Source organism: Sphingomonas crusticola (assembly GCF_003391115.1).
Classification (GTDB): domain Bacteria; phylum Pseudomonadota; class Alphaproteobacteria; order Sphingomonadales; family Sphingomonadaceae; genus Sphingomonas_I; species Sphingomonas_I crusticola.
The window spans coordinates 805,338-826,937 of record NZ_QTJP01000001.1 but is presented as its reverse complement, the minus strand read 5'-3'; the positions used below and the strand labels follow the sequence as shown (position 1 = coordinate 826,937).

The 21,600-nt window shown below is 64.7% G+C and carries 19 protein-coding genes; 9 read left to right on the top strand and 10 right to left on the bottom strand.

The genetic code is table 11. The annotated features are described in order from the left end of the window. The first annotated feature begins 118 nt into the window (after nucleotides 1-118). From DX905_RS03965 to DX905_RS03950, 4 genes are all read left to right on the top strand, one after another. Nucleotides 119-2,284, top strand: a complete 2,166-nt coding sequence (locus DX905_RS03965; protein ID WP_162875448.1) for a TonB-dependent receptor — start codon at nucleotides 119-121, stop codon at nucleotides 2,282-2,284. Nucleotides 2,285-2,386: 102 nt separating this feature from the next. Continuing rightward, nucleotides 2,387-4,939 (top strand): ABC transporter substrate-binding protein, encoded by a 2,553-nt coding sequence (locus tag DX905_RS16365; protein ID WP_116090198.1) that lies wholly within the window; start codon nucleotides 2,387-2,389, stop codon nucleotides 4,937-4,939. A 158-nt stretch (nucleotides 4,940-5,097) separates the two neighbouring features. Continuing rightward, complete coding sequence (locus tag DX905_RS03955; RefSeq protein WP_240320711.1) at nucleotides 5,098-5,856, top strand: ABC transporter permease; 759 nt, start codon at nucleotides 5,098-5,100, stop codon at nucleotides 5,854-5,856. Next, nucleotides 5,853-7,340, top strand: coding sequence for an ABC transporter ATP-binding protein (locus DX905_RS03950; RefSeq protein ID WP_116090196.1), 1,488 nt, complete (start codon nucleotides 5,853-5,855; stop codon nucleotides 7,338-7,340). The genes DX905_RS03955 and DX905_RS03950 overlap by 4 nt, the downstream gene beginning before the upstream one ends. Nucleotides 7,341-7,406: 66 nt before the next feature. Here the strand turns inward: DX905_RS03950 and DX905_RS03945 are convergent, their stop codons facing one another. From DX905_RS03945 to argJ, 4 genes are all read right to left on the bottom strand, one after another. Then, on the bottom strand, nucleotides 7,407-8,201 hold the full coding sequence (locus DX905_RS03945; protein WP_116090195.1) for an inositol monophosphatase family protein: 795 nt from the start codon (nucleotides 8,199-8,201) through the stop codon (nucleotides 7,407-7,409). Further along, nucleotides 8,198-8,635 carry a GFA family protein gene (locus tag DX905_RS03940; RefSeq protein ID WP_116090194.1) on the bottom strand — a complete coding sequence of 146 codons (438 nt, stop codon included), beginning with the start codon at nucleotides 8,633-8,635 and terminating at the stop codon, nucleotides 8,198-8,200. Before DX905_RS03940 ends, DX905_RS03945 begins: the two co-directional genes overlap by 4 nt. Beyond that, nucleotides 8,632-8,805, bottom strand: a complete 174-nt coding sequence (locus tag DX905_RS16450; RefSeq protein ID WP_420822147.1) for an SEC-C metal-binding domain-containing protein — start codon at nucleotides 8,803-8,805, stop codon at nucleotides 8,632-8,634. The genes DX905_RS03940 and DX905_RS16450 overlap by 4 nt, the downstream gene beginning before the upstream one ends. A gap of 173 nt (nucleotides 8,806-8,978) precedes the next feature. Further along, nucleotides 8,979-10,205, bottom strand: coding sequence for a bifunctional glutamate N-acetyltransferase/amino-acid acetyltransferase ArgJ (argJ, locus tag DX905_RS03930; protein WP_116090193.1), 1,227 nt, complete (start codon nucleotides 10,203-10,205; stop codon nucleotides 8,979-8,981). Nucleotides 10,206-10,319: 114 nt separating this feature from the next. Here argJ and DX905_RS03925 point away from each other — a divergent pair, with 114 nt between their 5' ends. The 3 genes from DX905_RS03925 to secA all read left to right on the top strand — a co-directional run bounded on the left by DX905_RS03925 (nucleotide 10,320) and on the right by secA (nucleotide 14,053). Continuing rightward, the gene (locus tag DX905_RS03925) at nucleotides 10,320-10,865 is read left to right on the top strand and encodes a TonB family protein (RefSeq protein WP_162875447.1); all 546 of its coding nucleotides are present in this window, start codon (nucleotides 10,320-10,322) and stop codon (nucleotides 10,863-10,865) included. 98 nt (nucleotides 10,866-10,963) lie between these two features. Continuing rightward, nucleotides 10,964-11,218 carry a hypothetical protein gene (locus tag DX905_RS03920; protein ID WP_116090191.1) on the top strand — a complete coding sequence of 85 codons (255 nt, stop codon included), beginning with the start codon at nucleotides 10,964-10,966 and terminating at the stop codon, nucleotides 11,216-11,218. Between the two features lie 99 nt (nucleotides 11,219-11,317). Then, on the top strand, nucleotides 11,318-14,053 hold the full coding sequence (secA, locus tag DX905_RS03915) for a preprotein translocase subunit SecA (protein ID WP_116090190.1): 2,736 nt from the start codon (nucleotides 11,318-11,320) through the stop codon (nucleotides 14,051-14,053). A 117-nt stretch (nucleotides 14,054-14,170) separates the two neighbouring features. On the opposite strand, the gene DX905_RS03910 is transcribed toward secA, so the two are convergent. The 4 genes from DX905_RS03910 to DX905_RS03895 all read right to left on the bottom strand — a co-directional run bounded on the left by DX905_RS03910 (nucleotide 14,171) and on the right by DX905_RS03895 (nucleotide 17,407). Beyond that, nucleotides 14,171-14,815 (bottom strand): hypothetical protein, encoded by a 645-nt coding sequence (locus tag DX905_RS03910; protein ID WP_116090189.1) that lies wholly within the window; start codon nucleotides 14,813-14,815, stop codon nucleotides 14,171-14,173. A gap of 80 nt (nucleotides 14,816-14,895) precedes the next feature. Next, the gene (locus DX905_RS03905) at nucleotides 14,896-15,465 is read right to left on the bottom strand and encodes a hypothetical protein (protein ID WP_116090188.1); all 570 of its coding nucleotides are present in this window, start codon (nucleotides 15,463-15,465) and stop codon (nucleotides 14,896-14,898) included. A 50-nt stretch (nucleotides 15,466-15,515) separates the two neighbouring features. Next, on the bottom strand, nucleotides 15,516-16,067 hold the full coding sequence (locus DX905_RS03900; protein WP_162875446.1) for a hypothetical protein: 552 nt from the start codon (nucleotides 16,065-16,067) through the stop codon (nucleotides 15,516-15,518). A gap of 134 nt (nucleotides 16,068-16,201) precedes the next feature. Continuing rightward, nucleotides 16,202-17,407 (bottom strand): kynureninase, encoded by a 1,206-nt coding sequence (locus tag DX905_RS03895; RefSeq protein ID WP_116090186.1) that lies wholly within the window; start codon nucleotides 17,405-17,407, stop codon nucleotides 16,202-16,204. Between the two features lie 63 nt (nucleotides 17,408-17,470). On the opposite strand from DX905_RS03895, the gene DX905_RS03890 reads away from it, so the two are divergent. After that, a complete protein-coding gene (locus DX905_RS03890) occupies nucleotides 17,471-18,805 on the top strand; it encodes an APC family permease (protein WP_116090185.1) in 1,335 nt (444 codons plus the stop codon). Nucleotides 18,806-18,840: 35 nt separating this feature from the next. Then, nucleotides 18,841-19,848: an alpha/beta fold hydrolase gene (locus DX905_RS03885; protein ID WP_116090184.1), complete on the top strand. Its 1,008-nt coding sequence runs from the start codon at nucleotides 18,841-18,843 to the stop codon at nucleotides 19,846-19,848. 13 nt (nucleotides 19,849-19,861) lie between these two features. On the opposite strand, the gene DX905_RS03880 is transcribed toward DX905_RS03885, so the two are convergent. Both DX905_RS03880 and DX905_RS03875 read right to left on the bottom strand, forming a co-directional pair. Next, entirely contained in the window at nucleotides 19,862-20,512 is a 651-nt protein-coding gene (locus DX905_RS03880) for a GDSL-type esterase/lipase family protein (protein WP_116090183.1), read from the bottom strand. Nucleotides 20,513-20,535: 23 nt separating this feature from the next. Further along, complete coding sequence (locus DX905_RS03875) at nucleotides 20,536-21,543, bottom strand: MBL fold metallo-hydrolase (protein WP_116090182.1); 1,008 nt, start codon at nucleotides 21,541-21,543, stop codon at nucleotides 20,536-20,538. Nucleotides 21,544-21,600: the final 57 nt, after the last annotated feature.

The following is a 21,600-nucleotide window of genomic DNA, read 5'->3' as shown; positions in this document are numbered from 1 at the left end:
GTGCGCATTCGCGCAACAGCAGCCTGCATTATTTTGCAAAATGCGAAATGTGCGCTTGCTTCTCGGGACTTGCGAGTTCATTTTTCCGCAAATGCGAAATAGTTCACAGACCAAGTCGTTGCTTTCGCGTCGGGCGCTCTACGCGCTCGGCCTGACCCTGATTCCTGCGCCGCTCCTCGCGCAGGCGGATACCGAAATCCTACCGGATATCGTCGTCACCGCGCAGCGCCGGCCCGAGCAAGCGCAGCAGGTCGGGGTCGCTTTATCGGTGCTGGGCGCCGCGGACCTCGCGACGCGCGGGGTGACCAACGTCAACCAGCTGCAATATCAGACCCCGGGATTGGAAGCGGTGCCGGCCTTCGGCGGCGGCCAGCCTCAATTTCGCCTGCGCGGCGTCGGTTTCGACGATTATGCCTCCAACAACGCCTCGCCGGTCGGCATCAGCGTCGACGAGGTCGCCAAGCCCTTTCCGGTCCAGACGCAAGGCCTGCTGTTCGATCTCGACCGCGTCGAGGTGCTGCGCGGGCCGCAGGGTACACTCTACGGCCGCAACACCACCGGCGGCGCGATCAACTTCCTGACCGCGCGCCCGACCAGCAGGCTCTCGGCCGGCATCGATGCGGAATATGGCAGCTTCGGCCTGTTTCGCGCCGAGGGACACATTTCAGGCCCAATCGGTGAAGGGATGAGCGTTCGCGTCGCTGCGGCGACCGAGCAAGGTGGCGGCTTCCAGCATGATCGCGACAATGGACGAGAGCTGGGTGATGCCGACCGTTGGGGTGCGCGCGGGCAATTGGCCTATAACGCGGGCCCGGTCGATCTGCTGGTCGAGGGACATTATGGCCGCGATCGCTCCGAGGCGACCGGCCTTTATCTGTTCGACCCGTTGGGCTCGATCCCCGCCGATACCAGCCGCCGTCGGACCGGCTGGGGTGCGTCTAGCCAATATGCCGCGCTGCTCGGATTCGACCCCGACACCAAACCGTTTCGCAACAATAAGACGGCGGGCGGTCATGCCACACTCTCGATCGATCTCGGCAGCGCCAAGCTGACCAGCATCACCGCTTACGAACATTTCGACCGGCGCGAATATAATGATTGGGACGCGTCCGCGCTGGCTTATGCCGGCACCTATTTCGGCAGCCGCGCCAATGTCTTCTCGCAGGAGGTGCGGCTTGCCTCGCAGGGGCCCGGAGCGCTTCGCTGGATCGTCGGCGGTTATTATTCGAACGAGAAGCTGCACGACCATTTCGACAGCGATTTCGTTCAGTCGCTCGGCTTCATCGCGTTGACCTCCTACCGCCAGCGCGCGCACACTTTCGCAGGCTTCGGCCAGCTGGACTATGACGTGACCTCGAGGCTGACGCTTACCGGCGGCCTGCGGCTGGAGCGCGAGGCGCGGCATTTGCGCGACTTTGACACGACCACGTCCCCGATCGTCGGCATCGGCGTGCCCGCTGGCAGCGCCGACCAGAGCTATACCGAGCTCAGCGGCAAGCTGGCGGCCAATTACCATTTGAGCTCAGCGAACCTAATCTACGCCAGCGCCAGCCGCGGCGTGAAATCGGGCGGCTTCACGGCCTATAATACGCTGACCGAAGACCAGTTGGCGCCGTTTAAGCCCGAGGTGCTCTACGCCTATGAGATCGGCACCAAGAACGAGCTGGCCGGGCGCAAGCTGCGGCTCAACGGTGCCGCTTTCTATTACGATTACCGGCGCCAGCAGGTGCAGTCGGCAATCTACGATGCGGTCTACGGCGCCGTCGGCAAGATCGTAAATGCACCGCGCTCGCACATCTATGGCGCCGAAGGCGAGCTGACCTGGGCGCCGGTGGCAGGGCTGGAGATCACGCAGGGGCTGGCCTGGCGCAAAGGCAAATATGACCGCTTCGATGATCTCGACATCGCCGCCAGCACCGCGGCCGGCCACACGGTCGCGGTCAGCCGCGCCGGCCAGGACCAGGGCTTCCCGCACTGGAGCTATAATGGCTCGGCCAGCTACCGGTTGCCGGTGGGCGGCTATGCGCTGACGGCGCAGACGGATTATTCCTATCGCGGCACGCTCGATCCGGTCCTGCTCGGTCCCAATTTCAAGGTGCATGATTATTGGCTGGTCAATGCAACGCTCACCCTGGGCGCGGGGCCATGGAGCGTCGGCCTTTATGCCCGCAACCTGCTCAACCAGCATTACGATCTGACGCGCAATTTCTTCCTCGGCGGCATCGACATCGCCTCGCCCGGACGGCCGCGCAGCGTCGGTGTGCGTGGTAAATACAGTTTCTGAAAGTGGCGGCGGGCGCGAACCGCCGCTAGAGGCCGACCGTCACCCTGAACTTGTTTCAGGGTCCATCGTGCCACAGGCGCCGACGGTGCAGAGGATAGATGGATGCTGAAACAAGTTCAGCATGACGGAATTGGGTGGATCGCCGCGTGTCTCCTCGCGGTCGTCGCGATGCTCGCTCTTGCCACACCCGCCTCCGCGCGCGACCGGATCGTGGTGGCGCTGCAACTCGAACCGCCGACGCTGGATCCGACGTCGGGTGCGGCGGCGGCGATCGACGAGGTTACCTATCGCACAATCTTCGAAGGGCTGACCACGCTTGACGCCACCGGCGCGGCAGTCCCGCTGCTAGCGGCCAGCTGGGAGATGGCGCCGGACGCGAGCAGCTATGTTTTCCATCTGCGGCCGAACGTGCGCTTCTCGGACGGCACGCCGTTCGATGCGCGCATTGTCCGGTTCAGCCTGCTACGGGCGATTGCGCCCGGATCCAGCAACGCACAGGCGCAGGCGCTGTCAGAGATAGCCGGGATCGATATTCTCGATCCGCTGACGGTGCGTATCCGCCTCAGCCAGTCCGATGCAGGGTTGCCGGTGCTGCTCGCCTGGGGCGATTGCGTGATGGTTTCGCCGCGTGCGGCGGGCAAACTCGCGACCGACCCGGTCGGCACCGGGCCGTTCCTCTACCGCGACTGGTCGCGCGGTGACCGGCTGACGCTGGTGCGCAACGATGCTTATTGGGGCGCCAAACCCTCGCTTGCACGGGTCGAATTTCGCTTCCTCAGCGATCCGGCGGCGGCCTATGCGGCCGTGAAGACGCATGCCGTCGACCTGTTTCCGGACTATCCGGCACCTGAAAACCTGGCCCAATTGCGTGCCGATCCGAGCTTGCGCGTCACCACCGCGCCGAGCGAGGGCGAGGTCATTCTCGCGCTCAACAACGCCAAAGGCCCGCTACGCGACCTGCGGGTGCGTCGCGCTATCGCCTACGCGCTCGACCGGACGGCGATAATCGACGGGGCGATGTTCGGCTATGGCCAGCCGATCGGGAGCCATTTCCCGCCGCAAAACCCCGATTATGTCGACCTGACGGGGCGCTATCCGCACAATATCGCCAAGGCACGTGCGCTATTGGTGCGGGCCGGTTATCCCCACGGCCTCTCCCTTACGTTGAAATTGCCGCCACCGGCCTATGCGCGGCGCAGCGGCGAGATCGTCGCGGCGCAGCTCGCTGCGGTCGGAATCCGGGCGACGATCGTGCCGGTCGAGTGGCCGCAATGGCTGGACGAGATATTCGCGCGCCACGCCTACGACATGACGATGGTGAGCCATGCGGAGCCTGCGGACTATGCCATTTACGGGCGGCCGGATTATTATTTCGGCTATGACGGCAGCACGGTCCGTGCGCTGCTGGCGCAGCTTAAAACCACCGCCAATCCGGCCGAACGCCACGCCTTGCTGGGCGCGGTCCAGCGCCGGATTGCGGACGACGCGGTCAACGGCTTCCTGTTTCAGTTCCCGCACCTCTCCGTCGCGGATGCGAGGCTGACCAATCTGTGGGTGAACACGCCGTTGCAGGCGGTGGACTTCTCGGCCGCGCGCTTCGCGGGAAGCGACGCGGCGGCGGTGCAGGGGGGCGGCACACGCGCTTGGGCGGCTCCGCTGGCGGCGCTTTTGATCGTTGTGGGGCTTGCCGGGTTGGCGCGCCTGCTGGGAATCGTGCTGCTGGCACGCCGCCTCGGCGTTCTCCTGCTGACGCTTATCGGGGCGAGCTTGGTGGTGTTCGCGCTGCTCCAGCTCGCCCCCGGCGATCCGGCGCAGTTCATGATGGGCCTGGAAGCGAGCCCCCGCGCAGTCGCCGCGTTGCGCGCCGAACTGGGCCTCGGTGGCCCTTGGCCCGCGCGTTACTTCGCCTGGGCCGCCGGACTGGTGCAGGGTGATCTCGGCATCAGCTATGCGTATCGCGTGCCTGTCACGGGGCTTATCGGCCCACGTCTGGCGGTGTCGCTGCCGCTCGCCGTGCTGGCGATGCTGCTGTCGGTGCTGATCGGCCTGCCGGCGGCCCTACTTGCCGCGCTGCGGCCGGGGCGGGGGCTGGATCGCGCCATCGGTGCCGTAACGCGCCTGGGCATCGCGCTGCCGAGCTTCTGGCTGGCGATGGTCTTGTTGCTGGTGTTCGCAGTGCAATTGCGCTGGCTTGACGCGAGTGGCTTCCCCGGCTGGGAGGCAGGAATAGGCCCGGTGCTTGCGGCTTTGGTCCTGCCGACGGTCGCGCTGGCGCTGCCCCAGGCGGCGCTGATTGCGCGCGTCGCGCGCGCCGCGTTGGTTGATGAACTGGCACGCGACTATGTCCGCACCGCGCGCGCCAAGGGGCTGGGACCCGGCCTCATCCTGTGGAGGCATGTCTTGCCCAATGCCGCCGCGCCGATCCTGGCGGTAATCGGCCTCCAATTCCCCTTTCTGCTGGCGGGCGGCGTGATCGTCGAGAATGTCTTCTATCTGCCCGGCCTCGGGCGCCTGCTCGTGCAGGCAATCACCGCGCGCGACCTGATCGTGGTGCAGGCGGTCGCAATGCTGATGGTGGCGGCAACGGTGGTTTCGAGCTTCCTGGTCGATGTGGCGCAGGCACTGCTCGATCCAAGGTTAAGGGATCGGGCATGATCAAGAACGACGATCGTTCTGTTTCCCCTTCCCCTTCAGGGCAGGGGCCGGGGGTGGGGCCGCGCGACAAGCGCGCGTTGCAGAGGACAGGCCCCACGCCAGCCCGTCCCCTGGAGGGGAGGGACGTACCATTCAATCTTGCCCTGCTTGCGCTGATCGTGGCGATAGCCGTTCTATCGTTGTTGTGGACGCCGTGGGACGTGGCGGCGATCGATGTCGCCGGGCGGCTTCAGCCGGGATCGCTTGCCCATCCGCTTGGCACCGATCAGCTTGGGCGCGACATGCTTTCGATGTTGATGGCAGGGGCGCGGCCGTCGTTGGGCGTGGCAACGCTGGCGCTCGCGATAGGTCTTCTCGGCGGCGTGCCGCTCGGCCTGGTTGCAGCCGTCCGGTCGGGATGGGTCGACGAGGCAGTGGCGCGTGGCGGCGACGTCCTGCTCGCTTTCCCAGCGCTGATGCTGGCAATGCTGGTGATCGCTGTGATGGGGCCGGGTGCAAGCCATGGGGGGCTCGCGATCGGCCTGTTCAATATTCCGATCTTCATCCGGGTCACGCGGGCATCGGCGCGCGCCATCTGGACGCGGGACTTCATCCTGGCGGCGCGGCTGGCGGGGAAGGGACCGGCGCGGATCTCGCGCGACCATATCCTCCCCAATATCGCCGGCCCGCTGATCACCCAGGCGGCGATCCAGCTTTCGCTGGGCGTATTGGCGGAGGCGGCCTTGTCCTTCCTCGGATTGGGCGCGCAGCCGCCGGCACCAAGCTGGGGACGGATGGTCGCCGATGCCCAGACGCTGATCGGGGTCGCTCCGCGGCTGGTGTTGTTGCCGGGCCTGGCGATCGTCACCACCGTGCTCGCCATCAACCTTGCCGGTGATGCGATCCGTAGCAGGTTTGCGCCGGAGGCAGGGTTATGAACCCGCTCGAGATCGAACGCCTGTCGGTACGCTACGGCAAGACGGTCGCGCTCGACGATGTGACGTTGAGCGTCGCCGCGGGTGAGATCGTAGCGCTGGCCGGCCCGTCCGGCTCGGGCAAATCGACGCTGGCCGCGGCGGCAATGAATTTGCTGCCCCCGGAGGCGGTCGAGCAGGGCCTGGTCCGCGTCGAGGGCGCGGATGTAACCACGCTTGGCGAAGCAGACTTGCGCGCCTTGCGCGGCGGGCGTGTCGGCATGATCTTCCAGGAGCCGGCGACCGCGCTCAACCCCGCGCTGACGATCGGGCGTCAGATCGGCGAAGCGTTGGAGCAGCATATGACGCTCACGCGGGCAGAAATCGCCGCCGAGGTTATCGATTTGCTGAAGCGGGTCGGGCTGGATCTGTCTCCCAAGCGCTATCCGCACACATTGTCGGGCGGCCAGCGCCAGCGGATCGCGATCGCGATGGCGATTGCCGCCAAGCCGGTGTTGCTGCTCGCCGATGAGCCGACCGCCTCGCTCGATCCGGTCGCACAGGCGGAGGTGGTCGCGCTGCTGGTGTCGCTGGTGCGTGAACGGCGCATGGGCATGCTATTGGTGACGCACGATTCCGCGCTCGCCGCGCGGATCGCCGATCGGATCATCGTGCTGGATCAGGGCCGGATTATCGAAGGGGCGGTCGCCGTCTCGGCAGCAGTACGCCATAATGTAACCGAAGCTGGTGACGAGGTGTTGTCGCTGCAGGATGTCACTCGAACCTATTCGGGCCGAGCCGGCCACGTGGCAGGGTTGAATCACGTTTCGCTGACACTTGGCCGCGGCGAAACGCTGGCGATCATTGGGCCGTCCGGCGCCGGCAAATCGACGCTGGCGCGGCTGGCGCTCGGCCTTGATCAGCCGGATGCGGGCAAAGTCACGCTCGGCGGAAAGGATTGGCGCACGGCGCGAGGAACAGCGCTGCGGGCCATGCGGCGCCGGGTCCAGGCGGTTTTCCAGGACCCCGCGGCAAGCTTCGACCCGCGACAGACGGTCGGCCGGATCGTGGCAGAGCCGCTGCATCTGCTGGATGCGGTTTCCCCGGCCGCGCGCGCGGCGATCGTGGCCGAGGCGCTTGCGCAGGTCGGCCTTCCTGCCGACGCGGCCGGGCGACTGCCGCAGGCTTTCTCCGGCGGGCAGCGGCAGCGTATCGCCATCGCCCGCGCGCTGATCCTCAGGCCCGACCTGATCGTGCTGGACGAGGCGCTGAGCGCGCTCGACGATGCGCTACGGGCCGAGATGGTCAGCCTGCTGCTCGATCTGCAGACGCGGTTGGGCATCGCATATCTTTTCATCGCCCATGACATGGACTTGGTGCGGCAGCTGGCGGACCGGGTGGTGGTGCTGCGGGAGGGGCGCGTCATCCAGAAGGGGACAGTGGAAGCCGTGCTGGCCCCGCCCGGGATGAATGACGGGGGCTGGATTGCTTCGCACCGCTCACGATGAAGGCCTTCGGCAATGGCCGTCATTGCCTGCCGCAAATGGCGCGACGATCCAGGCTCGGCTACCTCGTTATCTTAACAAGATTTCCGCTGCCTCGTCCCACATTTGCGGGGTCGCCGCGGCAAGCAGGCCTTTGCCGTCCTGCGTCACCGCGTAAGGCGTGCCGTCGAAGCGGGCGATCTTGCCGCCGGCCTCAGTCAGGATCAGCGCGCCGGGAGCGTGATCCCAGACATGCGTGCGCCAGAATAAAGCGAGGTCGTTGGTGCCGAGCATGACCCGCGGATATTGCTCGGCGGCGCAGCGCGGGATGTCCACGCAACGCAACTTGCCGTCCGCGCGCCGTTCCATGTCGTCGCGCAATTCGGGCGGCAAATAGCGGGTCGAGAGGCCGGCGACGGGGACCGCCTCGCCGCTCGTGCGGGTGGCGATGCGGGTGCCGTTGACGAACGCGCCCCGGCCGCGGATGGCGCTGCACAGGCGGTTGGCGACCGGATCGTACAGCCAGCCCGCTTCGCTGACCCCGTCGATCGCGAGCGCGATCATGATCCCGAACGGCGTCTCGCCGGCCGCGAAATTGGCGGTGCCGTCAATCGGATCGACGATCCAGGCAACACCCCGGCCGATGCCGTCCAGCACCGCAGGATCGGCCGACACGGCCTCCTCGCCGACCACGCGTGAATCCGGAAGCAATCGCCTCAGTCCTTCGGCCAGCGCTTCCTCGCTCTCCTTGTCGGCGATGGTGACGAGCTCGTCGGGAGCTTTCTCCTCGATCTGGCTGGGATCGAGCTGGCGGAAGCGCGGCATCACGATCCGGGCGGCGACGTCGCGGATCAGCGCCTGTACCGGTGCGTCCAGCTCGATCATCTTTCTTGTCCCGGTGCGAGGCCGCGCGTCTCGGTGCGAAAGCGGTCGTGCCGGGGCGTTTCGTCCGCGGCCGGTGCCCACCCGATCCGGCTGGCGTAGAAGATATGGAATTCGGGCACGATACTATCCGGCCGGTCGAGCGTAGCGATCGTGAAATCCAACGTCTCGGGCTGATGATCGACCTCCATCAGCAGCGGCGTGCCGCACCGCGTGCAGAACAGGCGGCGGCCGAAGGCGCTGGAGGCGAAGCGGCCCACTGCCTCCCCACCCTGGACCAGCTCGAAATCGTCGAGTGGGACGGTCGCAAAGGCGAGCGCGGGGCTGCCGGAGCTGAGCTGGCAAGTGCGGCAATGGCACCAGCCGGCATCGAACGGCTCGGAGGCGAGGCGGTATCGTACCGCCCCGCATGCACAACCGCCGGTCCGTTCGGTCATGCGTCGCTCCTCACCCTGTCAATCCCGCCAGTAATCGTGCCGTTCCGAACCATCGAAACCGCCCTGATGTAAGGCAGCACCGCTTGAAAGCTCAAGCTTGAGCCACACGGGCAGGGATCGTTTCGGCCGAGTTTCTCGATCAACTCGACATTGCCGTGCACCACGCGCATTCCGCGCTTGACGCAGGTTTCGGATGGATAACCCTTACGACGCTTGCTGGACCGCTCGAAAGCAGGGCAGGTCGGCGAAATCACGATTGCGTGCCATGGTGGCCTCCTGTCGCCCGCGCGACGCATGTGCCGCGCGGGCGGCGCTATGGCGGCGGGCCCGGTCGCTGTAAAGCTCAGCTGCGATAGTCGGCGTTGATCGAGATATATCCGTGGGTCAGATCGCACGTCCACACCGTGGCGCGGCCTTCGCCAAGGCCGAGGTCGGCGCCGATCTCGATCTCCCGGCCCTTGAGGTGCGCGGCCACGGGCGCTTCGTCATAGCCTTCCACCGCCAGACCATCGCGCGCGACCTGCACGCTGCCGAAGCGGATAGAGAGTTTGTCCCGCTCGGCCGGCTCGCCGGCCTTACCGACCGCCATCACCACGCGGCCCCAATTGGCGTCCTCGCCCGCGATCGCCGTCTTCACCAAGGGCGAATTGGCGATCGACAGGGCGATCCGATGCGCCGAGGCGTCGCTTTCAGCGCCGGTCACGCTGACCTGGATGAACTTGGATGCGCCTTCGCCGTCGCGCACCACCAGATGGGCGAGCTGGCGGCAGAGATCGGTCAGCGCCGCCTGGAAGGCATCCGCCCCAGCATCGTCGAATGACGAGAGCGGGGCATTGCGGGCCTTGCCGGTGGCGAAGGCGAGTACGGTGTCCGAGGTGGATGTATCGCTGTCGACCGTAATGCAGGAAAAGGTTGGCGCGTTGGCGGCGGTCAGCATCGTCTGCAGGAAGGGCGCCTCGACCGCGGCATCGGTGAAGATGAAGCCGAGCATGGTGGCCATGTCGGGCGCGATCATGCCCGAACCCTTGATGATACCGACAAGGTTGATCGTGCGGCCGTCGACGATCGCGGTGGCGCGCGCGCCTTTGGGGAAAGTGTCGGTTGTGCCGATCGTCTCGGCTGCCGCGCGCCAACCTGCCGCCGGTGCCTGCAGCACGGCGTCGATCCCGGCCTCAGCCTTGTCGATTGGCAGCGGCACGCCGATCACGCCGGTGGAGGCGACGAACACGTCCGACGGTTGGCAGCCGACATGGCCCGCCACCCGTGCCGCGATCGCCTCAACCGCCGCGCGGCCGCGACTGCCCGTAAAGGCATTCGAATTGCCAGCGTTGACGACGAGCGCGCGCGCCTTGCCGAGCGTCAACGCCGCGCGACACCATTCGACCTCGGGCGAGGGGCATTTGCTGCGCGTGGTGACGCCGGCGACGGCGGTGCCCGGATCGAGCGCGGCATAGGTCAGGTCGGCTCGTTCCCACGCTTTGTAGCCGGCGCGTGTGACGGCAAGGCCGACGCCGGCGATCGGCGGCAGCTCGGGAAAGGGGAGTGCGAGGGGGGAGGCGGCTTCCGTCATCGCGGCCGCCTAGCAGCGATCCCGGACTATGTGTATGCCCGACGGCCGCCAGAAGAGGTTACGATGCTACTATTGTTGCTGGCTGCGGTCGGCTTACCTTCTTCGCAGCCTTGGGTGACCCAGGACAATTATCCCGCGCTGGCGCTGCGTCTACACCATCAGGGTGTCGCGACGGTCGAGCTCACCGTCGACACGCAAGGACAGCTGGCCAATTGCCGAATTGCGATCAGCACTGGCTGGCAGGAGCTGGACGATGCGACTTGTGCCATGATTAGAGCGCGGGCTCGGTATGCACCGGCGAGGGACGATGCGGGTCAGCCGCTCGCCTATGTTTATCGTCTGCGTTTCCGCTGGGTTCTTCCCGGCAGTCAACCCCCGACATTGCCGCCCGATACTGAGCTCGACCTCAACGTGGCTGCGTTCCCCAAGGATATGGTCCGTCCGATCGCCGGCTTAACGTTCATCGTCGCGCCGGACGGCAAGATTGAAAGCTGCAGTGTGCCCGAGAGGCAGAGTTCGGGCTCCCCTGCGCTCGACAAGGCGGGCTGCGCTGCAATGTCGAAAAGCGAAACGTTTCAACCCGCCCTGGATGGAGACGGCAGGCCGATGCGCTTCATGCGAGTCCAGCAGGTCGGCTTCACGATAGATCGACCTAAATAGAAGCACGACGCGAAAATCGACATCATTCACGCGCATATAGCGTCCGAACGACGCCAAGGATGGACGCGCGGCTCCCCTTTTCCTACATAGCGGCTCATATGCGCCTGCTGCTTCTCCTATCCGCCTTTCTGACCGCCCTGACCGGCGCGATGGCCGGCACGGCTGCGTCCGCGCAGCCGGTCGTGGCGAGTGCGGCCGCAACCCAGGCCAAGCCGTGCAACTCGGTCAATGTACCTGCACCGCTTCCCGAGGAAGCCCAGGGCGCCTTTGCGGCCCCCGGCACGTGGCGCGCGCCCGCGCCGGTGAATGTGCGCTCGTCACGCCATCCGTTCGGCGAGCGGCGGCGCGAATAAAGCGGTCGCGCTTTCGGCCCCCCGCCGACCCGTTCCCTATTTCTAGCATATTGCGCGTCGCGTCGAGCGAGGCAGCGTATAATCCATAAGGAAATTAGCATGTTCGCCGGCATCGCCAAGGCCATCTTCGGCTCGTCCAACGACCGCTACGTCAAGTCCATGCAGCCGATCGTCAACAAGATCGCGGCCTATGAGACCAATCTCCAGGCGATGACCGACGAGGAACTCGCCGGCCAGACCGCCAAGTTCCGCGCGATGCTCGCCGAGGGCGAGACGCTCGACAAATTGCTGCCCGAGGCATTCGCCACCGTTCGCGAGGCGGCCCATCGCGTGCTCGGTCAGCGTCATTACGACGTGCAGATGGTCGGGGGGATCGTGCTCCATCGCGGCGAGATTGCGGAGATGCGCACCGGCGAGGGCAAGACGCTGGTGGCGACGCTTGCGGTCTATCTCAACGCGCTGCCCGGCACCGGCGTCCACGTTATCACGGTCAACGATTATCTCGCGCGGCGCGATGCCGAGTGGATGGGCCAAGTCTATAAATTCCTGGGGCTGACGGTCGGCGTGATCGTGCCGAATATCGGCGACGAAGAGCGCCGCGATGCCTACGCCGCCGACATCACCTACGGCACCAACAACGAATTCGGTTTCGATTACCTGCGCGACAACATGAAATATGACCGCGCGCAGATGGTGCAGCGCCCGTTCGCGCACGCCGTGGTCGACGAGGTCGATTCGGTGCTGATCGACGAGGCGCGCACGCCGCTGATCATCTCGGGCCCGACCGAGGACAAGTCGGAACTCTACAAGTCGGTCGATGCGGTGGTGAAGCTGATCGACCCGATCCACTACGAGCATGACGAGAAGGCGCGCTCGGTGATCCTGACCGAGGAGGGGACGGAAGTCGTCGAGCGCGCGCTCGAGGATGCCGGACTGCTCGAGGGCGACAATCTCTACGATTTCGAGAATACGCAGGTGGTCCACCACCTCAACCAGGCGCTCAAGGCCAATATCGCGTTCAAGCGAGACATCGATTACATCGTCAAGGACGGCAAGGTCATCATCATCGATGAATTTACCGGCCGTATGATGGACGGGCGGCGCTGGTCGGACGGGCTGCATCAGGCGGTAGAGGCCAAGGAGGGCGTCAATATCGAGCCCGAGAACCAGACGCTCGCCTCGATCACCTTCCAGAATTATTTCCGCATGTATCCCAAGCTGTCGGGCATGACCGGCACCGCCGCGACCGAGGCGAATGAATTCTACCAGATCTACAAGATGAACGTCGTCTCGATCCCGACCAACGTGCCGGTGCGGCGCAAGGACGATGACGACGAATTTTACAAGAATATCGGCGACAAGTTCGCCGCCATAACCAAGGCGATTCGCGAAAAGCAGCAGACCGGCCAGCCGGTGCTGGTCGGTACCGTCTCCATCGAGAAATCGGAGATGCTATCCGAATTCCTCCAGAAGGAAGGCGTCCGCCACAACGTGCTCAATGCGCGCTACCATGAGCAGGAGGCGTTTATCGTCGCCCAGGCCGGCCGCATGGGCGCGGTGACCATCGCCACCAACATGGCGGGCCGCGGCACCGACATTCAGCTCGGTGGCAATCCCGAAATGCGGATGCTGGCCGAGCATCCCGACCTTGTCGCCGGCACGCCCGAATATGATGCCGTTGCGAGCGGCATCCGTGCCGAGATCGAGCGCGAGAAGGAGGCGGTTCTGTCCGCCGGCGGCCTGTTCGTGCTTGGCACCGAACGCCACGAGAGCCGCCGTATCGACAACCAGCTGCGCGGCCGCTCGGGCCGCCAGGGCGATCCCGGCCTTAGCCGCTTCTACCTGAGCCTCGACGACGATCTGCTGCGCATCTTCGGCCCACAGACGATGTTCGCCAAGATGATGAACAAGAATCTCGAGGATGGCGAGGCGATCGTATCCCCATGGATTTCCAAGGCGATCGAGACTGCGCAGAAGAAGGTCGAGGCGCGCAATTACGACATCCGCAAGCAGGTCGTTGAATATGACGACGTCATGAATGACCAGCGCAAGGTGGTGTACGAGCAACGCGCCGACATCATGGATGCCGAAGCCGTCGACGATGTCGTCGACGACATGCGCGCCGAGACCGTGAACGCGATCGTCGCCGACGCCTGCCCCCCCGGCTCATATCCCGAACAGTGGAATATCGAGGGGCTGAAGGAAGCCACCGCCGATATCTTCGGCATCACGCCGCCGATCGAGGAATGGCTCAAGGAAGAGATGGTCGAGCCAGAATTGCTCGCTTCACGCATTGCCGAGGCGGCCTCGACGCAGCTCGCCGAGCGGGTCGAGGAGGTCGGCAAGGAAAGCTGGGCCAATATCGAGAAGAGCGTGTTACTCCAGCAATTGGACCATCACTGGAAGGAGCATCTGTCGACGCTCGATGCGCTGCGTCAGGTGATCCACCTGCGCGCTTATGCGCAAAAGACGCCGATCAACGAATATAAGACTGAAGCATTCGCGCTTTTCGAGCGCATGCTGTCGGCGATCCGCGAGGACGTGACGCGGACCTTGTCGAACATCCGCTTCAATTTCGCGCCGCCGGAATTGCCGCCGATGCCAGACATCTTCACGACCACCCACATCGATCCGCTTACGGGCTATGACGACACGTTCGATCGCGACGCGGCATCGATGGGGCTGGTCACGACGCGCCTGCCGCCCATGCAGATGGCGCAGCCCGACATGCCCGTCCTGGGCAATCCGGAGGAGTGGGAAAACCGCGTCAGCCGTAATGCGCCGTGCCCGTGTGGCTCGGGCCGCAAGTACAAGCATTGCCACGGTCAGCTTTAGGCTGATGGGTCTGGTAGACGGTACGTCTCGCCTGCCGTCATGCCAGCGGACCCTGGCATCTCAGGAGGTTGTGTCTAGCCGGCTGAGATCCCGGCTTTCGCCGGGACGGGGGTTACGTCAGCGCCGGCCGAACAGCCGCGAAAGCCAGCCGTGCGGGGCTGGTGCGGGCTCCGGCATGCCACCGATCGGCTGGAGCATCGACCAGCGAAAGCCGTCCGGTAACGGCTCATGCGGGCTGAACCCACATATCGCTTTCGATAATTTTCCCGGAACCTCAAACAGAATATCGATGCCATTGTCGCGGCCAATTTGCATCGCGACCGCGCGATATGCCTCGCCTATGATCGCCGCGAGTTGCTCCGGAAGCTTTCCCTCGATCTGAAGTTGGTCGTCGCGTCCCCGACTCTCAAAATCATAGTCCACACTCCACACTTCCCGTCCCTCGGCATACCAGTGCGCCTCGGCGAAACAGCCAGATCGGAATTTATGCCCGACGAAGGTCGGCCCTAACCGCGCCAGGCGGATCAACCGCTGATGATCGATCTCATCAATGCTCCCGAACAGCAGCAGCCAATCGTCGGCAAGCTGCGCCGAAAAGATCCTTTCCGAAAACTGTCCGTCGTCGACATCAGGAAAACCGGGCACGTCACACGCTTCCGCGCCATCCGCATATTCCATCTTCAGCGCTGCAAGCGCTTTTTCCGGCGAGAGCCCTTTGACCGCGACCCAAAAAAGGTCATTACCCTTTTCATTGTCATCCATTGAAGACCCTCCGCAGTAGGTTTCCCGGGCAGCTGCCGCAGATTCAGGCTTGCCGCTTTTGTACTCTTTCTGACGGTGTTCTAGCCGCGACCAAAGAGCCGGGCGAAGAAACCGGGCCGGCGGCCGGTCTGGACAGACCTAGGAATACCCGTTGATTTCAGGGTGACATGCCTGATCGTTTCGGGATCCCCTTTTCCAATCCGGAAGCCGCAGATCGATTCCGCCAGCTCTGCCGGAATCTCGAAGGCCAAATCTATCTCGCTATCCGCCTGTCCGGCCCGGGCCGCGGCGATGATGGAATCGAGTTGCGCGGGCGGCTGCCCGACGACGCTTACCCTGCCCTGGTCGGGCTTGACCGTGACTACCCAGTCATTTCTTCCTTCTCGGCCGCACGCTTGGGAATAGGGCGCGTCGACATCCACGCCATAGGCGACATAGGCGCGGCCAAGCCGGCCGAGCTCAGCCAGATCGCCTCCTGTCGCATCTTGGTCATCCTCGCTCAGCACGACCAGCCAGTCGTCCGACCATTCGAGCAGGGCGACACCTTCGAGTAGGTCCGCCTGGACGTCCGAAACCTCCATACCGAGCGCGTCCAGCGCTTGCTCGCAGGTCAGACCCTGAACCGCGATCCACGAATGTGAAAAGCCCATCGCGTCCTCCGATTACGGCCAAGTGATGTTGTGTGTTTGCGGCTGTCGGTTCAGCCGCGGCCAAACAACCGGGCGAACAAACCTCCTCCTGTCCCAGCCGTCTGCTTTCTGCCGCCGATCGGCTGCAGCTCGGAAAAATCGACGCCATCCGGTTCGCGTTCGCCAGGATGATAGCCGCAGATCGAATGTGACAGCCGCCCGGGGATCTCGATCATGTAGTCGACGCTGGCTTCCTCGCCGCCTTCCGCGTCCTGCTCGGCGCGCGCCGCGCGGACGATCGCTTCGAGCTGCGGCGGCGTGTCTCCGCTGATCTGCAAAGCGTAGAGGCTTTTTTCTTCCTCGGGGTTATGGATCACGCGCCATATTTCCTGGCCGTCTGCGTATCCGCGTAATTCCGATACCATGACGATTTCGGAGATTTCACCGGCGATGGCGGGGCCGAGCCTGGTAAGCGGCTCCAGCTGCCCTTCGAAGGCGTCGCTGCTGTCCCCACTTACGGCCAGCAGCCAGCCGCCAAGCATGGGACCCAGCACGACATTATCGCCCCACCCGATATCCTCATATTTGAGGACTTCCGACACCTCCATGCCGAGCGCGGCCAATGCCTGCTCCGGATTTACATTTCGCACCGCGACCCAAGAAAGAGTGTAGCCCACCGTTTGGCTCCCCGGTTTTGCGGCAGCGATGATCTTTCAATCGAACGAGAATTGCAAGAACAAAAAAGGAACGAGCAACGTCAGGTAACAATACCGCCCGATGCGAACCGAGCATCGCGCCAGGCGTTGCTGGTCATGACTTCGGCGACAGTCTCCGTGGCCAGCCACACATCTTCAAAGCTGAGCGTGAGTGGGGTCAGGCCGAAGCGGGCGACATCGGGCGTGCGAAAATCGCCGATAACGCCGCGTTCGACCAGAGCGCGGACGATGGCGAGCGCGTTAGGATGGGCAAAGGAGATATGGCTGCCGCGTGCGGCGGCTTGCGCAGCGGTGATATTGCGCAGCATCGGGCAAAGCGTACGCATGCGCGCGGCAAAGAGATCGTAAAGGCGCCCCGACTTCGCCCATAGGGCCGCAGGATCCGCTTCCAGCATCAGATCCACGCCCGTTTCCAGCGCGAGCAGCCCCAGCACGGCCGGGGTGCCGCTAAGGAAGCGACCGATGCCGGGTGCAGGTTCGAAGCGAGTCGAGAAATCAAATGGGGCGGCATGGCCGAACCAGCCGGCGATCGGTGACTGTAATGAGGCCTGCAGCCCGTCGGCGACATACAGAAAGGCGGGCGCACCCGGCCCGCCATTCAGATATTTGTAGCCGCAGCCCACGGCCAGCTCGACGCCATCGCGATGTAGATCGAGCGGGACGGCACCAACGCTATGGCTTAGATCCCAGACGATGCGTGTGCCGCGCCCCGTGAGTGCGGGCATGTCGTGCCGCGATCCGCTACGATAGTCGACATGAGCGATGACCGCGGCGGCCACGTCCGGGGCCAAGGCCTCCGCGATCTCCGCACGCGGCACGCTGCGATATTCGCGGCCGAGCAATTGCGCCACGCGGCCGGCGACGTGCGCATCGGTCGGGAAATTGTCGCTTTCGGCGAGGATCGCGCCGTCGCGCGTTTCCGCCGCCGCCATCAGTAGCTTGAACAGGCAGACGGAGGTGGAATCCGCGACTATGACCTCGTCGGATCGGGCACCGATCAACTTTGCGATCTTCGCGCCAACGCGCTGCGGCGCATTCACCCAGTCGCGGTCGTTCCAGCTGCGGACCAGACCTTCGCCCCATTCCCGGTCAATAACGGTCCGCATCCGCTCAGCGGTGGCGCGGGGCAGGGCACCCAACGAATTGCCGTCGAGATAGATTATTCCCTCGGGCAAGGCGAAGCGCTGGCGGAAAGATGCCAGCGGATCGGCCGCGTCCCAGGTGCGAACTTCTTGAAGCGTCGTCATAAAGGCTTGTTGCGGCTTCCGTATCCGTCGGGCAAGCTTTGCGAGTCACAGGGGGAAAGACGCATGGCGACCACCGCAGAACTCGCCGCCGAAGAACGAGGCCGCGATCACGGCCTCGTGCGCGCGATGGGTGTTTTCGCCTTTGCCGCCGCGATCACCAACGAGGTGGTCGGGTCGGGGATCTACCGGTTGCCGGCATCGATGGCGACGGCGGCCGGCACTGCGGCGCCTTATGCCTATCTTGCCTGCCTCGTCGCGATGGGTGCGGTCGTCTTGTGCTTTTCCGAAGCCGGTAGCCGAATATCCACCAGCGGCGGCCCTTATGGTTATGTCGAGGCGGCGTTCGGAAAGGGGCCTGGCTTTGTTGCGGGCGTGCTGCTGTGGCTGTCGAGCGTGCTCGCCTGTGGCGGGGTCGCGGCAGCATTGGCCGACACCGCGGGATCCGCTTTCCCACTGTTCGCGCAGCCGGGTGTTCGCCAGATCCTGATCATCGGTGTGCTCGGCATCATGGCTGGCATCAACATCGTCGGCGTTGACCTCGCCGCGAAGGTGCTGGGGTGGGCGACCGTCATCAAGGTGCTACCGCTGCTGCTGTTCCTCGTCGTCGGCGGGATCGGGCTGGCAATGGGGCATAGCGCGGCGACCCCGATCACCCACGCCCCCGACGCCAATTTCGGGCGCGCCGCGATTCTGGCGATGTTCGCGCTGACGGGCATGGAGACGCCGCTCGCCGCCTCCGGCGAGGTGCGCGATCCCGCCCGCACCGTACCGCGCGCCTTGCTGCTCGCTATGGGATCTATCGGAATCCTCTATATCGCCATCCAGTTGATCGCGGACGCTCTGTTCGGGGCGGGGCTGATGACCTCCGGAGCGCCCCTTGCAGACGCACTCGGCACGCTCGATCCGCGCTGGCGCGCGCCACTGCTGATCGGAGCATTCTTTTCGATGCTGATCTGGCTCGGCAGCGATTTTCTGGGGGCGCCGCGGGTGTTGTTCGCCTTCGCGCGCGACGGAATGCTGCCGTCCGTGCTCGGCAAGGTCCATCCGCGCTGGCGGACGCCTTATTGGGGGATCATCGTCCACTTCCTGCTGGCGGCGGGCCTCGCCCTCACTGGTACGTTCGAGAAGCTCGCCATCCTTTCGACGCTTGCGATCGCGCCGCTCTATTTCCTCGCCTGCGCCTCTGCCGTCGTGCTGAAGCGGCGAAACATTGCCACCCTGGGCAAGCCGCTTGCCTTGCCCGGCATCCCGTTCATCGCGGCGTTTGGGATGCTGTGCATGGTCGTACTGGTCGCGCTGGCGCAGTGGAGCGAGATAATTGCGCTTGCGGGCGTTCTGGTCGGCAGCAGCCTGCTCTATCTCGTCATGCGTCCGCGCGGCCGAGCCGGATCGATGTGAGGGATCAATCGGCAGCTGCCGATAGTTTTTCGTTCGTGAAAAAGTATCTCTCGCTCGCGGTGCTGTTGTCGATCGGATTGGCCCAAACGCCGGCCCTCGCGCAGACCGTGCCGCTCGGCACGAACCTCGAGCGCTTCGATTATCCCTATCCGGTGCGGTGGTTCGACACGCGTTCGCAGGGCCAATCGGTCAGGGTGGCTTATATGGATGTCGCGCCGATAGCGGCACCCAATGGCCGGGTGGTGGTGCTGCTGCACGGCAAGAATTTCTGTGGCGCGACATGGGGCGAAACCAGCCGCGCGTTGGCGCAGCGAGGCTTTCGGGTGATCGTGCCGGACCAGATCGGCTTCTGTAAATCATCCAAGCCCGCGGGCTATCAATATAGCGTCGCCGCTCTGGCCAGTCTGACCCGCGATTTGCTCGATCATATCGGAGCCAAGCGGCCCGTGCTGATCGGCCACAGCACTGGCGGCCTGATCGCGATGCGGTTCGCCTTGCTGTTTCCGGAGCATCTGTCGTCGCTCGTGCTGGTAAACCCACTGGGACTGAGCGATCCGCTCGCGGAGGGGGTGCCTTATACCGAACTTGGTGCTCTTCGGGCAGAAGAGGCCATGACGGACGCGGCGTCGATCAAAGCCTATCAGCTCAAGGCCTATTATCACGGCGCGTGGCGGCCCGAATATGATCGATGGGTTGCGATGCTTGCGGGCCAATATGCCGGGCCGAATGGCGATGTGGTCCGCGACGCACAAGCGCGTCTATCCGACATGATCGAGACGCAGCCGGTCGCGGCGGAACTGTCGCGCATCGCAGTACCGACGACTTTGATTATCGGTCAGGCTGACACGACCGCGTTTCGAGCCTCCAGTGCACCGCCTGATATACGGCCGCACATCCGCACCGTACCGCAGGCGGCTGAAGGCGCCGCGCGGGCGATCAGGGGCGCGCGGCTGATCCGCCTCGAGGGTTTAGGGCATGCGCCGCAGATCGAGGCGCCGGCGCGATTCCAAACCGCCTTGATCGACGCGCTCTCCACCGATTAGCGACCAGCGCGGATCAAGTGCCCAGTGGTGCGTGCACCGCCATCCCCACGATGCGTTCGCACTGGCCACGCATCGCCTTGTAACCGGCCTTGGTCAGATGCACGCCATCGGTCGTGAACGAGGGGCGCAGCACGCCAGCGTCGTCGAGCAGCGACTGCGCATAATCGATGTGAATGACGCCGGCTGAGCGGCAATATTGCAGAAGCTCCGCGCGCAGCACCGGGAGCAACTCCGGAAAAGCGAACAGATGCTCGGCGGCTGGTGCGACGGGCGGCGGAGCGGCCAGGATCACGCGCATTCCCAGGGTTCGGGCTTGTTCGGCTATCAGCATAAGGTTGGCGAGAGTGGTTGATGCTCCAGGCCCGGGTGCCCCGTACCAGAGATCGTTGGTACCGCCCATGACGTGCAGCACCTTCGGCGCCAACGCAGCAACATCGCGCTCAAACCGATCCAGCATGTCCGCGCTGGTAAATCCGGAGACACCGAGGTTGATCCGTCGAGGCCAGAACAAGGCTGGGTCAGCATCAAGCCAGAATTGCGTGATGGAATCACCGAGGAACACTACCTCGGGTCGGCCGAGCCGCCTTGCCATGGCATCGACCGCCCAGGCGCGCGGTTTGGCGGTGGTCGCGCCGAGCTTCCGTACGAGGTTTGGCAAGCGCACAGCGTGACTCCCGGCGGGCGAAGCTATAGACCATCTTGCGGGGACGAGCTTCCAAAGTTGAAGACGTCACCTGCCGAGGCGGCAGGGAATCGCGCTTTATCAATCGCCCGCCGTTCCAGCGCCTGACGAAGCAGCGTTAGCGGTTCCTCGCGCTCCTCATCGGTCAGCCGGAAGTCTCCCCAGTGGATGCCGATGGCGTGCCGCGCGTCGAGGTCATCCATGATGCGCACCGCTTCATGCGGATCAGTGTGCTGGGCCGCCATGAACCAGCGCGGCGCATAGGCGCCGATCGGCAGCAAGGCGACGTCGACGGGACCGAACCGCGCCCGCATCGAGCGGAAGATCGCGCCGTTGCCATAGCCCGTGTCGCCGGCGAAGTAGATCAGGCCGGCCGGGGTCTGCAGCATGAAGCCGCCCCATAGCGCCATCCTGCGATCACCGACGCCGCGTGCCGACCAATGGTGCGCGGGCACGATGTGCACCTCCGCCTCCTGCTCCAGCGCGACACGGCCTCCCCAATCCCCCACGGCCATTCGTGCGTCCGGCAGCGCGCGACGGACGATGGCATCATTCCCGAGAGGTGTGACGATAAGCGGCCGGTGCGCCTCGTGAAGACGCCGCAAGGTCGCGATGTCGAGATGGTCATAATGGTTATGCGACAGCAGCACGGCGTCGATCGGCGGCAGATCGTCGAACGCGATTCCCGGAGGGGTGACCCGGCGCGGCCCCGCGAAGCCGACCGGGCTGGCGCAATCGGACCATAAAGGATCGGTCAGCACGTTCAGGCCGGCCGCCTGGATCAGCAAGGTTGCATGGCCGACCATCGTGACGCGTAAGCCCTCGATGCGTGCATCGGGAGTCGCCTGGCGACCAGGAACGGAAGACGGCCAGCGGGCATGCTGCTCGCCGAACCGCCACCGCAACACATCGCTCAGCGAACGATCGGTGTTGGGGTGATCCGGATTGAAGAAGCGAACGCCATCGAAATGGTCGGACACCGGCCCGCTATAATAAGGGTTATTGCCTGCCATTCGTCAGCCGCCGCTTACTTGCAATGGGTTTGGTCAGCCGTTCGCACCGCTGACCCC